Here is a 14,360-nt window from a genome sequence, read left to right on the forward strand (position 1 = left end):
GTCCCCGCGGGGGGCGACCGGCCGTCGCGTTCCCGGTGCCGCCGGCCACGGGTTGTCGGGGCCACGGACTAGAGTCGCTGCCGTGACAGCTACGACGCCGCGCCTGCTCCTCGTCGACGGACACTCCCTGGCATACCGGGCCTTCTTCGCCCTGCCGGTGGAAAACTTCTCCACCACGACGGGGCAGCCGACCAACGCCGTCTACGGCTTCACCTCCATGCTGATCAACGTGCTCCGCGACGAGCAGCCGACGCACATCGTGGTCGCCTTCGACGTCTCCCGCCGGTCCTTCCGCACCGACCGCTACGCGGAGTACAAGGCCGGCCGCAGCGAGACCCCGACCGACTTCAAGGGGCAGGTCAGTCTGGTCAAGGAGGTGCTCGCCGCGCTGCGCGTGCCGGTGGTCGAGAAGGAGGGCTTCGAGGCCGACGACGTGATCGCCACGCTCGCCTGCCAGGCCCGCGACCAGGGCATGGACGTGCTGATCACCACCGGCGACCGGGACGCGTTCCAGCTCGTCGGCGACCGGGTCACCGTGCTCTACCCGCGCAAGGGCGTCTCCGACCTGGCCCGGATGGACCCGGCCGCGGTCGAGGCGAAGTACGGTGTCACGCCGGACCGCTACCGCGACCTGGCCGCGCTGGTCGGCGAGACCAGTGACAACCTGCCCGGCGTCCCCGGCGTCGGGCCGAAGACCGCGGCCAAGTGGATCAACCTCTACGGCGGCGTCGAGGGCGTGGTGGCCCGGGCCGACGAGATCAAGGGCAAGGCCGGCGACAGCCTGCGCGAGCGCCTGGCCGACGTGATCCGCAACTACGAGATCAACTGCCTGGTCTCCGACCTGGAGCTGCCGGTGCGCCCGGAGGACGCCCGCTGGCAGGGGTGGGACCGCGAGGCCGTGCACCAGGTCTTCGACACGCTCCAGTTCCGCATCCTGCGCGACCGGCTCTACCAGTACCTGGAGGCGGTCGAACCGGAGGCGGAGGCCGGCTTCGAGCTGGCCGGCGAGGTGCTCACCGAGCCGGGCGCGGTCGCGGGCTGGCTGGACACGCACGCGGGCGCGGGCGCGCCCGTCGGTCTGGCGGTCACCCTCGACACCGGACCCAACCGTCGGCACACCGCCACCGTGACCGGGATGGCGCTGGCCACCGCCGGCGGCGCCGCGGCCTGGTTCGACCCGAGCGGCCTGGGCGCCGACGACGAGGGCGCCCTGGCCGGCTGGCTCGCCGACGCGACGCGCCCGAAGGTGCTGCACGACAGCAAGCCGGCGGTGCTGGCGTTCGCCGCGCACGGCTGGGACCTGCAGGGCATCGCCCGCGACACGCAGATCGCCGCCTACCTGGCCCGCCCCGACCAGCGGTCCTACGACCTCACCGACCTGGCGCTGCGCTACCTGCACCGCGAGCTGCGCGTCGACGCCCCGGAGACCGGCCAGCTCACGCTCGACGGGTTCGGCGACGACGGCGCGGCCGAGCAGAACCTGATGCTCCAGGCCCGGGCCACCCTCGACCTGGCCGACGCGATCGACGCCGAGCTGTCCCGCGACGGCGAGCAGTCCGCCCGGCTGATGGCCGGCGTGGAGCTGCCGCTGATGCGGGTCCTCGCCACCATGGAGCGCACCGGCATCGCCGCCGACACCGACTACCTCTCCGAGCTGGAGGCGCACTTCGCCGCCGAGGTGAAGGCCGCCGCCCAGGCCGCCTACGAGGTGGTCGGCCGGGAGTTCAACCTCGGCTCGCCGAAGCAGCTTCAGGAGATCCTCTTCACCGAGCTGGGCCTGCCCAAGACCAAGCGGATCAAGACCGGCTACACCACCGACGCCGACGCGCTGCAGTGGCTCTACGCGCAGACCGAGCACCCGCTGCTGCACCACCTGCTGCGGCACCGCGACGTCGCCAAGCTCAAGTCGACGGTCGACGGGCTGCTCAAGTCGGTCTCCGACGACGGCCGGATCCACACCACGTTCAACCAGACCGTGGCGGCGACCGGGCGGCTCTCCTCGACCGAGCCGAACCTGCAGAACATCCCCATCCGCACCGAGGAGGGCCGGCGGATCCGCCGGGCCTTCGTGGTCGGCGAGGGCTACGAGTCCCTGCTGACCGCCGACTACAGCCAGATCGAGATGCGGATCATGGCGCACCTGTCCTCGGACGACGCGCTGATCGAGGCGTTCAACTCCGGGCACGACTTCCACGCGGCGACCGCCTCGTCGGTCTTCACCGTCGAGGTCGACCAGGTCACCGCCGACCAGCGGCGCAAGATCAAGGCGATGAACTACGGCCTGGCATACGGGCTGAGCGCGTTCGGCCTGTCCCAGCAGCTCGGCATCACCGCCGAGGAGGCGCGTGGGCTGATGGAGAACTACTTCGCCGGGTTCGGCGGGGTCCGCGACTACCTCCAGGAGGTGGTGGCCCGGGCACGCCAGGACGGCTACACCTCCACCATCCTGGGTCGCCGCCGCTACCTGCCCGACCTGGTCAGCGACAACCGGCAGCGCCGGGAGATGGCCGAGCGGATGGCGCTCAACGCCCCGATCCAGGGCTCGGCCGCCGACATCATCAAGGTCGCCATGCTGCGCGTCGACGCCGCGCTGCGCGAGGCCGGGCTGCGGTCCCGGATGCTGCTGCAGGTGCACGACGAGTTGGTCTTCGAGGTCGCACCGGGGGAGCGCGAGGCGCTGGAGGCGCTGGTGCGCCGGGAGATGGGCCAGGCGCACCCGCTCTCGGTCCCGATGGAGGTGTCGGTCGGCGACGGCCGCGACTGGAACAGCGCCGACCACTGACCCTCCGGGTCGGCCGGCCGCGTCCGGTCACCGGGACAGCCGGTCAGAGACCGAGCAGGAGGGGCGCCGCGTTGACCGCGCCGTGCGCCACGAGCGGCGGCCACATCCGGCGGTACCGGGACCACAGGTAGCCGAGGAACAGCCCCGTCACGCCCTGGTTCACGATCACCGACGCCAGGTCGACGCCGGGGCGGCCGCTGCCCTGGATGGCCACGTGCCAGGCGGCCCAGACCAGCGACGCGAGCACGATCGCCGGCCAGCGGCCCAGCAGCGACTCCCACCGGGTCTGCAGCCACCGCCGGTAGAAGACCTCCTCCAGCACCGCGTTCACCGCGAAGCCCACCAGCAGCACGACGACCAGCTCGACCACGGTGACGGTGCGCCCCCAGTCACTGGCCGGCACGGCCAGCGGCGTCGCGTAGCTGAGCACCAGCCACACCGCCACCGGCAGCGCCGGACCCCACCGGTGGGCGGCGTCCGCCGGGGCCGGCCCGGGCCGCCACCGCGGCGGCCGCCGGCGCGCGGCCAGGAACACCCCGACCGGTACGCCGAGCAGCAGCGCGAGCTTCAGCACGGAGTACGCGGGCTCGCCGCCCAGCAGCGGCATGACGGCGGCGAACGCGACGCCGGCCAGCAGCAGCGGCACCGCCTCGCGGTACGGCGCGACCGGGTCCGGCCACCTCGGGTCGGCGGCGGGCGGGATCAGCCGGATCAGGGCGATGCCGGCGAGCGCCGGGATCCACCGGTTCCACATGGGTACGGTGCCGTCGTGGTCGGCGCTGTACCTGACGCCGGTGTTCCCGGTGGCCACCAGGAAGACGGCCGCGACGACGACGAGCCCGAGGCCCGCGACGAGGACCACCCGCCCGGCGCGGGGATGACGGCCGTCGATCGAGGTGCCTGTCGTCATCGCCGGCACGGTACCAACACGCCGCGAGCGACCAGGCGGGCTCAGCCCTTGAGCGGGTCGTGCCCCCAGTTCATCAGCGACCAGCGCCAGCGGGTGTCCCGGACGTCGCCGGAGGGCCGCTGGGCGAGGTGCCGGTGGACGTACCCGATCACCTTGCGCATGTGCTTGTAGTCGGCCGCGGTCAGGTCGGCGCGCTTGCGGCGCAGCAGGTCGACGATCCTGCGGCCGGAGTCGTGCCCGACGGACTCGCCGCCCTTGGTGCCCTTCTTGTGCCAGCCGACGTGCTTGGACTCGTCGCTCTCCAGCCAGCGGGTCAGCTCGGCGGGCTTCATGTTCACCGCGTCGGTGAACTCCCGGTAGGTCTGCTGCGGATCCTCAGCGCGACTCATGGCGCAGCACCTCCGGGCGGTGGGCGACGTCGCGGCCCGAGTCGTCGTTGGTGATCCGGTACTGCGGCTGCTCCGGCGAGGCGTCCACCGTGTGGCCGCGGACGTGGGTGCGCTCGGTCAGCTTCTCCTTGACGACCCCGTACGCCCGGCCGCTGTGGCTGGCCCAGGAGACGTGGTCGCCGGCGCGGAACTCCATCTCGGCCATGCCGGCCGGTTACCCGCCGGCACCAGCGGCTAACGGCACGGTCAGGGCCGGATCTCCGCGATCGGCAGCTTGATGGCGAAGGGCTCGGTCAGCTCGATCACCTCGCTGCCGTCGGTCACCAGCTCGTACTGGCGCTCGCCACCAGGGCCGATCCGGTCACCGAGGCGGTAGGCGTAGAGGTGCACCGGATCCTGCTCGATCCGCCAGTAGAACGGAATGCCGGCGGCGGCGTACTCGCCCGGCTTGGCGAACCGGTCGACCCGCCGGGTGCCGGGGGAGACGATCTCGACGGCCAGGACGACGTCCGCCGCTCGCAGCAGCGACCGGTCGCTCGGCAGCCCGGCGTGATGGAGCAGGACGTCCGGTTGCCGGCTGGTGTTGGGGCTGAGCCCAACGCCAACAGCCAGGGAGGCCTGGACATGCGTCGGTGCGTGGGACCGGAGCCAGAGCCAGAGCAGGCTGGCGATGGTTTGGTGGCCCAGGGTGGGGGAGGGTGTCACCTGGATGATTCCGTCGACGAGTTCGACGCGGGGGGCGTCGTCCGGCAGGGTGAGCAGGTCGTCCAGCGTGTAGTCCGCACGCTGCTGCCGCATCGGGTCCGGACACCAGGGGCCAGGTGATGTCGGGACGGGCTCGGCGCTCATGCGGCGAGCGTACCGCCGGGGAACCGGGCCGGTGTCGGACCGGACGTGCGACGCGCTCAGTCCGCCGGCTTCTCGGCGACGAAGATCGCGGTGCCGGGGAAGAGCCGACCGCGCAGCGGGCTCCACTGGCCCCAGACCCCCTCGTGCCCGGCCGGCCACTCCGGTTCCACCAGGTCGAGCAGGCGGAAGCCGGCGCCGACCAGTTCCCGGATCCGGTCGCCGAGCGTGCGGTGCTGCTCCACGTACGTGGCCACGCCGCGCTCGTCCTGCTCGACGTACGGGGACCGGTCGAAGTACGAGTGCACGGCGGTCAGCCCGCCCTCGCCCGGGTCGTCGAGGAAGATCCAGCGCATCGGGTGGGTGACCGAGAAGACCCACCGGCCGCCCGGACGCAGCACCCGGGCCACCTCGCGCATCGCCGCCGCGGAGTCGTCCACGAACGGGATCGCCCCGAACGCGGTGCAGACGGTGTCGAAGGCGGCGTCGGCGAACGGCAGCGCGAGCGCGTCGGCCTGCACCAGCGGCACGCGTACCCCGGTCCGGTCGGCGGCCTCGGCGGCGTGCCGCAACATGCCGGCGGAGAGGTCCAGCGCGACCGGTCGGGCGCCCTGCGCGGCCAGCCAGCGGGCGGCGGCGGCCGCGCCGGCGCCGAGTTCGAGGATCCGCCGGCCGGCGACGTCGCCGAGCAGCCGCGCGTCGGCCTCGCGCAGCCCCTCCGGGCACCAGACGAAGTCCGTCTCGCCGAGGAACGCGCCGTGCTCGGCCTGGTAGGCGTCGGCGTCGGTGTCCCACCAGCCCCGGTTGGCGCGGCGGATCTCGGCGGCGTCGACCCGCCGGCGGGTCACCCTGTCGTCGTCCACCCGTCCACGCTAGGGCGGACCGGGGCGCCGGATCCGGTCGGGGTCGGCGTGTTGCGGGTGGGGCAGGTGTGACGGACGAGACAGCTGTGGCACCTTACCGCGCGAAATCTCCGCTTTCGCAGCGGATGAGGTCGCACGGACCCGGGAGGGCTTGCACGCTGTGGTAATGCAGCGGGTAGGCTAGACGATGCGCTCGCGGATCGTGTGCCTCGGCAGGGAGCAGGTGCGCGGTCACCGGAGCCACTAATGATCTTCTCGCGTCGATCGTTCGGTGTGCCCCGCGACGGATCCGCTGGCGCGGAAGAGTCACCGCGACACCCATGCCCGCTGTGACAACCCATCCGACCGGAGCAACCGCCCACATGACGAGCAGCATCGAGGCCCCCTCGAGCGCCAACAAGGTCACGCACGACGATCTCGGTTCCGAGGAGGCTTTCCTCGCCGCGATCGACGAGACCATCAAGTACTTCAACGACGGCGACATTGTCGAAGGCACCGTCGTCAAGGTCGATCGGGACGAGGTCCTGCTCGACATCGGCTACAAGACCGAGGGCGTCATCCCCTCTCGGGAGCTGTCGATCAAGCACGACGTGGACCCCGCCGAGGTCGTCTCGGTCGGTGACCACATCGAGGCCCTCGTCCTCCAGAAGGAGGACAAGGAGGGTCGGCTGATCCTCTCCAAGAAGCGGGCGCAGTACGAGCGGGCCTGGGGCACGATCGAGAAGATCAAGGACGAGGACGGCGTCGTCCGCGGCTCGGTCATCGAGGTCGTCAAGGGTGGTCTCATCCTCGACATCGGCCTGCGCGGCTTCCTGCCCGCGTCGCTGGTCGAGATGCGGCGGGTGCGTGACCTGCAGCCGTACGTCGGCCGCGAGCTCGAGGCCAAGATCATCGAGCTGGACAAGAACCGCAACAACGTGGTCCTGTCCCGCCGTGCCTGGCTGGAGCAGACGCAGTCCGAGGTGCGCACCGAGTTCCTCAACAAGCTCCAGAAGGGGCAGGTCCGCAAGGGCGTCGTCTCCTCGATCGTCAACTTCGGCGCGTTCGTCGACCTGGGCGGCGTGGACGGCCTGGTGCACGTCTCCGAGCTGTCCTGGAAGCACATCGACCACCCGTCCGAGGTCGTCGAGGTGGGCCAGGAGGTCGAGGTCGAGGTCCTGGACGTCGACCTGGACCGCGAGCGGGTCTCGCTGTCGCTGAAGGCGACCCAGGAGGACCCGTGGCGTCAGTTCGCCCGCACCCACGCGATCCAGCAGATCGTGCCGGGTAAGGTCACCAAGCTGGTGCCGTTCGGCGCCTTCGTCCGGGTGGACGACGGCATCGAGGGCCTGGTCCACATCTCCGAGCTGGCCGAGCGCCACGTGGAGATCCCCGAGCAGGTCGTGCAGGTCGGCTCCGAGGTCATGGTCAAGGTCATCGACATCGACCTGGAGCGCCGCCGGATCTCGCTGTCGCTCAAGCAGGCCAACGAGGGCTTCGTCGAGGGCGAGGAGCACTTCGACCCGACCCTCTACGGCATGGCCGCGACCTACGACGACCAGGGCAACTACATCTACCCCGAGGGCTTCGACCCGGAGACGGGTGAGTGGCTCGAGGGTTACGACAAGCAGCGCGAGACCTGGGAGCAGCAGTACGCCGAGGCGCGTCAGCGCTGGGAGGCCCACACCAAGCAGGTGCAGACCTCCCGCGCCGCCGACGCCGAGGCCGCCGCCAACCCGGCTCCGGCCACCACCAGCGCCACCACCACCTCGACCTCGGCCCCGAGCCGTCAGGCCGAGGAGCCGGCCGGCACGCTGGCCACCGACGAGGCGCTCGCCGCGCTGCGGGAGAAGCTCGCCGGCGGCAAGTGACCGGTCGCTGACGTCGGTCCACCCTCGGGCGGGCCGGCAGGTCGCCTCCGACGAACGGGCCCCGTCCCCGCGTTCCGCACCAGCGGAGCGCCGGGGGCGGGGTCCGCTCCGTTTCCGGCGACGACCGGATCCGGTCGTCGCCGGTGGGGCCCGGTTGGCACGCGGACGGGCATCCGGTTGACTGTCCGGGTGCTGAAGGTGGGGTTGACGGGCGGAATCGGATCCGGCAAGAGCGCGGTGGCGCGCCGGTTGGCCGCGCTCGGCGCGGTGGTCGTCGACGCGGACCGGATCGCCCGCGAGGTCGTCGCCCCGGGCACCGAGGGGTTGGCCGAGGTGGTCGCCGCCTTCTCCGACCGGGTCCTGGACGCCGACGGGGCGCTGGACCGGGCCGCCCTCGGCGCCGTGGTCTTCGGCGACGAGGCGGCCCGCCGCAGGCTGGAGGCGATCACCCACCCCCGGGTACGGGCGCGGACCGCCGAGCTGGTCGCCGCCGCCCCCGCCGACGCGGTGGTGGTCAACGACGTGCCCCTGCTGGTGGAGGTGGGGCTGGCGCCCACGTACCACCTGGTGCTGGTGGTGCAGACGGCGGTGGCGACCCGGTTGGCGCGGTTGTCCCGCGACCGGGGCATGGACCCGGCCGAGGCAGAGCGGCGGATCGCCGCCCAGGCCGACGACGACCGCCGGCGGGCGGTGGCGGACGCGCTGCTCACCAACGACGGCACACTGGCCGAGCTGCACGACGCGGTGGACCGCCTCTGGCACGAGCGCCTGCTGCCCTACGAGCGCAACCTCCGGGCGCGGCACGCGGTGCGGCCCGGTCCGACGGCGCCGACCGGGCCCGACCCGACCTGGCCCGAGCAGTACGCGCGGCTGGCCGCCCGGATCCGGCACGCGGTCGGCGGCGACGTCCGGGTCGACCACGTCGGCTCCACCGCCGTGCCCGGGCTGGCCGCGCCCGACGTCATCGACATCCAGCTGACGGTGCCGTCGCTGGAGGAGGCGGACGGGCCGCTCGCCGACCGGCTCGCCGAGGCCGGTTTCCCCCGCCTGCCGGGGGAGTGGTGGGACGCGCCGCGCCGGCCCGACCGGGTGCACTGGGCGAAGCGGCTGCACGGCGGCGCGGACCCCGGTCGTCCGGTGCTGCTGCACCTGCGCCCGGCCGGCTCCGCCGGCTGGCGGTACGCGTTGCTGATGCGTGACCACCTCCGCGCCGACCCCGGGCGGCGGGCCGACTACCTCCAGGTCAAGCGGGATCTGGCGGCCACCGCGCCGGCGGGCGCCGAGCAGGGCACGCTCGGCGATCCCTGGTTCGACGAGGAGCACCTGCGGGCCGAGGAGTGGGCCGCGCAGACCGGCTGGCGCCCCTGAGGCGGCGCCTGTCCCGCCGTGGGCGATCAGCGTGCGGACGGCGCGGCCGTCGGGCCGGCGCCCGGTCTCCGTCCGGGGGTGAGGTCGAGCCGGACCCAGACGCCCCGGCCGGTACGCAGCTCCACCCGGCGCGGCAGCCCGCCCCGGTCGAGCCACCAGCGCCGGCCGCCCGGGACCTCGACGACGTCCACCACGCGGCCGGCCAGCCGGTCCTCGCGGATCCGGACCGCCGCCGCGGCGGGTGCCCGGGTCGTGGCCCGCAGCGTGGCGTCGACCAGCCGGTCCAGGTCGTCGGCGGCCGGCCGGGCGGTGGCCGTGAGCAGCCCGGTCGGCACCGGCGTCGGCGGCGTGCCCGGACCGTCGGGAGACCCGGGTGTCTGTGCCACCCGCCCCGGCCGGATCCACCGCAGCGAGCGGCGGCCGGTGTCCTCGTCGGTCACCGCCAGGTAGGCCGACGGCGCCGCCCAGCTCAGCGTGCCGTTGCCGCCCAGGTTGGCGGACGGGCCGAGCGGGGCGGCCACGGTCACCGCCGCGCCACCGGCGGCACGCAGCCGGGCGGGCAGCCGGGCCAGCCGGTCGGCCTCGTCGTCGGTGAGCGCCCGGGGCTGCCCGGGCGGCCCGCCGAGCGCGTCCACCGGGCGCAGGGTGGGTCGGTCGGCGCGAACCAGGTCGACGGTGACGGGGGCGCCGTCGGGCAGCCGGCCGGTCAGCCGGTGCAGGCGGGCGTCCGGGTCGATCCAGAGCGTCGGCGCGGGGCCGCCCGACGGCGTGGCGCCGCCGGCCAGCGGGGCCTGGACCACGTCCACCGGCACGCCCCCGAGGGTCTCCCGGCGCAGCCAGCGACCGTCCGATCCGGCCGTGTCGACCCGGTCCGCACCGAGTGAGAGCAGGAGGTCGCGTACGGCCGCCAGGCCCCGCCCGGCGGGCGGCTCGCGCAGTCGCCAGCGGTCGACCGGCGGGACCAGCGGCGGGCGCGCGGGTGTGGGCAGCGCGCTCGGGTCGGGGCGGACCAGCAGCGTCGACGCGGTGGCCTGGGCCAGCCCGCGGTCGGCGCCCGCGCCGGGACCGCCGACGTCCAGGTAGACCAGCGGCCGGGCCCAGTCGACCCAGCCGAGCAGTTCGACGCGGTCGCCGCCGGCGCCGACGGCGATCCGCACGCCGGCGCGGACGTCCCGCAGGTTGCCGACCCGCAGCGCGGCCACCCGATCGGTCTCGTCCGCGCTCAGCGCGCGCGTCGCCCCGGGTCGGTCGGCCGGCTCCGGCGGGCCGCCCGGCAGGCCGGCGACGAGGACGGCCGCGGAGGCCGCGGCGGCCGCCACGAGCGCGGCCAACGCGACGCGCCGCCGGCCCGGCGGATCGGGCGGGTCGGCCCTGCCGTCCGTCTCCGGGTCGTCGCCGAGGCCGGTGGACCGGGCCGACAACCGGCCGGCGCCGGCGTCGGTCCGCCGACGGCGACCGGCGACCGTGGCCGGCCGCGCCGGGGCGTTGGTCCGGCCGCGCCGGTGCCCCCGGCCCGGCTCGCGTGGCACGGCCTGGTCGCCGCCGCCGCGCGCGGTGGGCCGGTGGGGGGCTCTCTCGGTGCGCGGCCGGCCCGGTTCCGCGGCCGGGGTGGGCACGCCGGTGTCCGGGGTGTGATCGCCTCGCGGCCGGCGCTCGGGAGAGGTCTCCACACGTGGAGAACGCGGCGGTGGGGTTTCGGTGACGAGCAGGGGCGCTCGCGGCGGCCGGTCAGCGCCGTCGGCGCGACCACCGTGGGCGCGCACGCCGGTCGTCCCGGGTGCTGCGGCCCTGGCGCCGGGGGCGGCCGGGCCCCCGGAGGGGGCGGCCACCGGCCCGGGCGGCCGCCGCGAGCGGCCTACGGTACGAGGGTAGACCGGTGAGATGAGCCACACAATGGGAATATCGAAGCCGATCAGGGACGGTCCGTGGTCGTCGGGGAAGTGTCGGACCGCGGGCGTACGGTTGGTGTCATGGCGCTCGACATTCCCCGGCTCGACGGCCGCTTCCAGGTCGTCAGCGAGTTCCAGCCGGCCGGCGACCAGCCGGCAGCCATCGACGACCTTGAGCGTCGGGTGCGCCGCGGCGACCGCAACACGGTGCTGCTCGGCGCGACCGGCACCGGCAAGAGCGCCACCACGGCGTGGCTGGTCGAGCGGCTGCAGCGGCCCACCCTGGTGCTCGCCCCGAACAAGACCCTCGCCGCCCAGCTCGCCAAGGAGTTCGGCGAGCTGCTGCCGCACAACGCGGTCGAATACTTCGTCTCCTACTACGACTACTACCAGCCCGAGGCCTACATCCCGCAGACCGACACCTACATCGAGAAGGACTCCTCGATCAACGAGGAGGTCGAGCGGCTGCGGCACTCGGCGACCATGTCGCTGCTCACCCGGCGCGACGTCATCGTCGTCGCCACCGTCTCGGCGATCTACGGCCTGGGCACGCCGGAGGAATACCTCGACCGCGCGGTGCGGGCCAAGGTGGGCCAGGAGCTCGACCGCGACCAGCTGCTGCGCCGGCTGGTCGACATCCAGTACACGCGCAACGACATGGCCTTCCAGCGCGGCACCTTCCGGGTCCGCGGCGACACGCTGGAGATCATCCCGGCCTACGAGGAGCTGGCCGTCCGGATCGAGCTGTTCGGCGACGAGATCGAGAAGCTCTACTACCTCAACCCGTTGACCGGTGACGTGGTCCGTGAGGTGGACAGCCTGGTGATCTTCCCGGCGACGCACTACGCGGCCGGTCCGGAGCGGATGGAGCGGGCCATCCGCGACATCGAGGCCGAGCTGGCCGAGCGGCTGGCCGAGCTGGAGCGCCAGGGCAAGCTGCTGGAGGCGCAGCGGCTGCGCATGCGCACCACCTACGACATCGAGATGATGCGCCAGGTCGGCTTCTGCTCCGGCATCGAGAACTACTCGATGCACATGGACGGCCGGCTGCCCGGCAGCCCGCCGCACTGCCTGCTCGACTACTTCCCCGACGACTTCCTCACCGTGGTCGACGAGTCGCACGTGACCATCCCGCAGATCGGCGGGATGTACGAGGGCGACGCCTCCCGCAAGCGGATGCTGATCGACCACGGCTTCCGGCTGCCCAGCGCCGCTGACAACCGGCCGCTGCGGTTCGACGAATACCTGGAGCGGGTGGGCCAGTCGGTCTTCCTCTCCGCCACCCCCGGCCCGTGGGAGCTGGAGCAGGCCCAGGGCGAGTTCGTCGAGCAGGTGATCCGGCCCACCGGCCTGATCGACCCCGAGGTGGTGGTCAAGCCCACCAAGGGGCAGATCGACGACCTCATGCACGAGATCAAGCTGCGCACCGAGCGCGACGAGCGGGTGCTGGTCACCACGCTGACCAAGAAGATGGCCGAGGACCTCTCCGACTACCTGCTGGAGAACGGCATCCGGGTGCGTTACCTGCACTCCGAGGTCGACACGCTGCGCCGGGTCGAGCTGCTGCGCGAGCTGCGCAAGGGCGACTACGACGTGCTGGTCGGCATCAACCTGCTCCGGGAGGGCCTCGACCTGCCCGAGGTCTCCCTGGTGGCGATCCTCGACGCCGACAAGGAGGGGTTCCTGCGCAGCGGCCGGTCGCTGATCCAGACGATCGGCCGCGCGGCCCGTAACGTCTCCGGTCAGGTCCACATGTACGCCGACAAGATCACCCCGTCGATGGCGAACGCGATCGACGAGACCAACCGCCGCCGGGCCAAGCAGATCGCGCACAACGAGGCCCACGGGATCAGCCCGGAGCCGCTGCGCAAGAAGATCCACGACATCCTCGACGACATCTACCGCGAGGCGGAGGACACCGAGAACGCCACGGTCGGCGGGGCCGCCCGGCAGCTGTCCCGGGGCAAGGCGCCGGTGAAGGAGACGCGCAGCCGTGGGGGCCGGGGCGGTGCGGCGACCCCGTCGCGCGAGGGCATGGCCCGGGCCGACCTGGCCAACCTCATCCAGGAGCTCAACGACCAGATGCTCGCGGCCGCGCGGGAGCTGCAGTTCGAGTTGGCCGCGCGGATCCGGGACGAGGTCTCCGACCTCAAGAAGGAGTTGCGCGGGATGGACGCCGCCGGGGTGCGGTGACCGGCGCGCCGGCGCGGGGAGGGGTGCGATGCTGACCGAGGCCGTCGTCGGGTTGCCCGATCCCCGGCTGTGTCCGTGGGTCGACCGCTACCTCGGCTACCGGGAGGTCGCGTCCACCCCGCTGGTGCGCCGGGAGGTCGCGGGCGCCTTCGTGGTGCTGATCCTCGGCTGGGCCGACCCGCTCGACGTCGCCGACCCGCGCGCCGTCGGTCGGGGGGTCTCCGGCAGCGCCTTCCTGGCCGGCCCGTTCGACGGCTGGTGCGTCACCCGCACCACCGGGACCGGCGCGGGCGTGCAGGTGGTGCTGAGCGCGCCGGCCGCCCGGCGGTTCCTCGGCGTGCCCCTGGGTGAGCTGGCCAACCGGGCGGTCCCGGTCGACGGGGTCGGCGGCTGGCTGGTCCGGCTCCGCGACGAGCTGGCCGCCGAGGCGGCCTGGCCGGCGCGTTTCGCCCGGCTCGACGCCGCCCTCGCCGCGCGGCTGGCGGCCACCGATCCGGTCGACGGTCGCCTGCTGAGGGCCTGGCGGCGACTCGACCGCACCGGGGGAGCGGTGAGCGTCGGCGCTCTGGCCGACGAGGTCGACTGGTCGCGTCGCCATCTGGCGGTGCGGTTCCGGCAGGAGTTCGGGTTGCCGCCGAAGACCGTCGCCCGGCTCCTGCGCTTCGAGCGCGCGTACGCCAGCCTGGGCCGCACCCTGTGCGCGGCGCCGGCCGCCGGTCCGCACGGGGCGGGGTGGGCGGAGCGGGCGGCCCGGTGGGGCTACTACGACCAGTCGCACCTGATCCGGGAGTTCCAGGAGTTCGCCGGCGCCACGCCCGCGGCGCTGGTCCGGGCCGGATCGCATTCGTCCAATCCCGGCTGACCCGGCGGGCGGCAGACTGACCAGCATGCGAAGCATCTATCCGGTCCTGCGCTATCCCGACGTCCGCGCCGGCGTCGACTTCCTCCGGTCGGCGTTCGGGCTCACCGTCCACGAGCTGCACGAGGGGCCCGACGGCACGATCCGCCATGCCCAACTCGGTCACGGCGACGACCTGGTCATGGTCGGGCCGGGGCCCGCGCCGGCGAGCCGGCCGGCCGACGACGACTACCGCGTCTACGTGGCGGTCGACGACGTCGACGCGCACCACGAGCGGGCCCGCGCCGCCGGCGCGGAGATCGTCCGGGCGCCGTTCGACACCGACTACGGCTCCCGCGACTACGCCGCCCGCGACGTGGCCGGCGTGGTCTGGTCCTTCGGCACCTACCGTCCCTGACCGCGTCCCGCCCG

The 14,360-nt window shown here is 73.7% G+C and carries 11 protein-coding genes and 1 pseudogene; 6 read left to right on the forward strand and 6 right to left on the reverse strand.

What is annotated here, in order from left to right; all coding sequences use genetic code 11:
- Positions 1-82: 82 nt before the first annotated feature.
- Positions 83-2,782: a DNA polymerase I gene (gene polA, locus COO58_RS29265; protein ID WP_091573362.1), complete on the forward strand. Its 2,700-nt coding sequence runs from the start codon at positions 83-85 to the stop codon at positions 2,780-2,782.
- Positions 2,783-2,825: 43 nt separating this feature from the next.
- Here the strand turns inward: polA and COO58_RS29270 are convergent, their stop codons facing one another.
- From COO58_RS29270 to COO58_RS29290, 5 genes and pseudogenes are all read right to left on the reverse strand, one after another.
- The gene (locus tag COO58_RS29270) at positions 2,826-3,692 is read right to left on the reverse strand and encodes a CPBP family intramembrane glutamic endopeptidase (protein ID WP_091577217.1); all 867 of its coding nucleotides are present in this window, start codon (positions 3,690-3,692) and stop codon (positions 2,826-2,828) included.
- Between the two features lie 44 nt (positions 3,693-3,736).
- A pseudogene (locus COO58_RS29275) lies at positions 3,737-4,081 on the reverse strand (DUF3140 domain-containing protein); the annotation flags it as partial.
- Positions 4,068-4,286, reverse strand: a complete 219-nt coding sequence (locus tag COO58_RS29280; RefSeq protein ID WP_091573364.1) for a DUF2945 domain-containing protein — start codon at positions 4,284-4,286, stop codon at positions 4,068-4,070. The gene COO58_RS29280 and the pseudogene COO58_RS29275, both read right to left, overlap by 14 nt.
- Positions 4,287-4,327: 41 nt before the next feature.
- A complete protein-coding gene (locus COO58_RS29285) occupies positions 4,328-4,930 on the reverse strand; it encodes a Uma2 family endonuclease (protein WP_255292812.1) in 603 nt (200 codons plus the stop codon).
- Positions 4,931-4,986: 56 nt separating this feature from the next.
- The gene (locus tag COO58_RS29290; protein WP_098748126.1) at positions 4,987-5,790 is read right to left on the reverse strand and encodes a class I SAM-dependent methyltransferase; all 804 of its coding nucleotides are present in this window, start codon (positions 5,788-5,790) and stop codon (positions 4,987-4,989) included.
- A gap of 320 nt (positions 5,791-6,110) precedes the next feature.
- On the opposite strand from COO58_RS29290, the gene rpsA reads away from it, so the two are divergent.
- Both rpsA and coaE read left to right on the forward strand, forming a co-directional pair.
- A complete protein-coding gene (gene rpsA, locus COO58_RS29295; RefSeq protein ID WP_091573367.1) occupies positions 6,111-7,640 on the forward strand; it encodes a 30S ribosomal protein S1 in 1,530 nt (509 codons plus the stop codon).
- 189 nt (positions 7,641-7,829) lie between these two features.
- The gene (gene coaE / locus COO58_RS29300) at positions 7,830-9,008 is read left to right on the forward strand and encodes a dephospho-CoA kinase (RefSeq protein ID WP_098748128.1); all 1,179 of its coding nucleotides are present in this window, start codon (positions 7,830-7,832) and stop codon (positions 9,006-9,008) included.
- A 26-nt stretch (positions 9,009-9,034) separates the two neighbouring features.
- Here the strand turns inward: coaE and COO58_RS29305 are convergent, their stop codons facing one another.
- Positions 9,035-10,537, reverse strand: coding sequence for a hypothetical protein (locus COO58_RS29305; RefSeq protein ID WP_255292813.1), 1,503 nt, complete (start codon positions 10,535-10,537; stop codon positions 9,035-9,037).
- Between the two features lie 441 nt (positions 10,538-10,978).
- On the opposite strand from COO58_RS29305, the gene uvrB reads away from it, so the two are divergent.
- From uvrB to COO58_RS29320, 3 genes are read left to right on the forward strand one after another with little or no spacing between them, the layout of a single operon-like run.
- The gene (gene uvrB / locus COO58_RS29310; protein WP_091573370.1) at positions 10,979-13,090 is read left to right on the forward strand and encodes an excinuclease ABC subunit UvrB; all 2,112 of its coding nucleotides are present in this window, start codon (positions 10,979-10,981) and stop codon (positions 13,088-13,090) included.
- A gap of 28 nt (positions 13,091-13,118) precedes the next feature.
- Positions 13,119-13,952, forward strand: a complete 834-nt coding sequence (locus COO58_RS29315; protein ID WP_091573371.1) for an AraC family transcriptional regulator — start codon at positions 13,119-13,121, stop codon at positions 13,950-13,952.
- Between the two features lie 25 nt (positions 13,953-13,977).
- Positions 13,978-14,346, forward strand: coding sequence for a VOC family protein (locus COO58_RS29320; protein ID WP_091573372.1), 369 nt, complete (start codon positions 13,978-13,980; stop codon positions 14,344-14,346).
- The last annotated feature ends 14 nt before the right edge of the window (positions 14,347-14,360 follow it).

Source organism: Micromonospora sp. WMMA1996, assembly GCF_002573675.1.
GTDB classification, from domain to species: Bacteria; Actinomycetota; Actinomycetes; order Mycobacteriales; family Micromonosporaceae; genus Micromonospora; species Micromonospora sediminicola.

What these genes read in the sequence shown, in the direction of transcription:
- COO58_RS29285 (WP_255292812.1), bottom strand. Translation starts at nt 4,930, where the DNA reads ATGAGCGCCGAGCCCGTCCCGACATCACCTGGCCCCTGGTGTCCGGAC.
- COO58_RS29280 (WP_091573364.1), bottom strand. Translation starts at nt 4,286, where the DNA reads ATGGCCGAGATGGAGTTCCGCGCCGGCGACCACGTCTCCTGGGCCAGC.
- COO58_RS29320 (WP_091573372.1), top strand. Translation starts at nt 13,978, where the DNA reads ATGCGAAGCATCTATCCGGTCCTGCGCTATCCCGACGTCCGCGCCGGC.
- COO58_RS29315 (WP_091573371.1), top strand. Translation starts at nt 13,119, where the DNA reads ATGCTGACCGAGGCCGTCGTCGGGTTGCCCGATCCCCGGCTGTGTCCG.
- uvrB (WP_091573370.1), top strand. Translation starts at nt 10,979, where the DNA reads ATGGCGCTCGACATTCCCCGGCTCGACGGCCGCTTCCAGGTCGTCAGC.
- rpsA (WP_091573367.1), top strand. Translation starts at nt 6,111, where the DNA reads ATGCCCGCTGTGACAACCCATCCGACCGGAGCAACCGCCCACATGACG.
- COO58_RS29270 (WP_091577217.1), bottom strand. Translation starts at nt 3,692, where the DNA reads ATGACGACAGGCACCTCGATCGACGGCCGTCATCCCCGCGCCGGGCGG.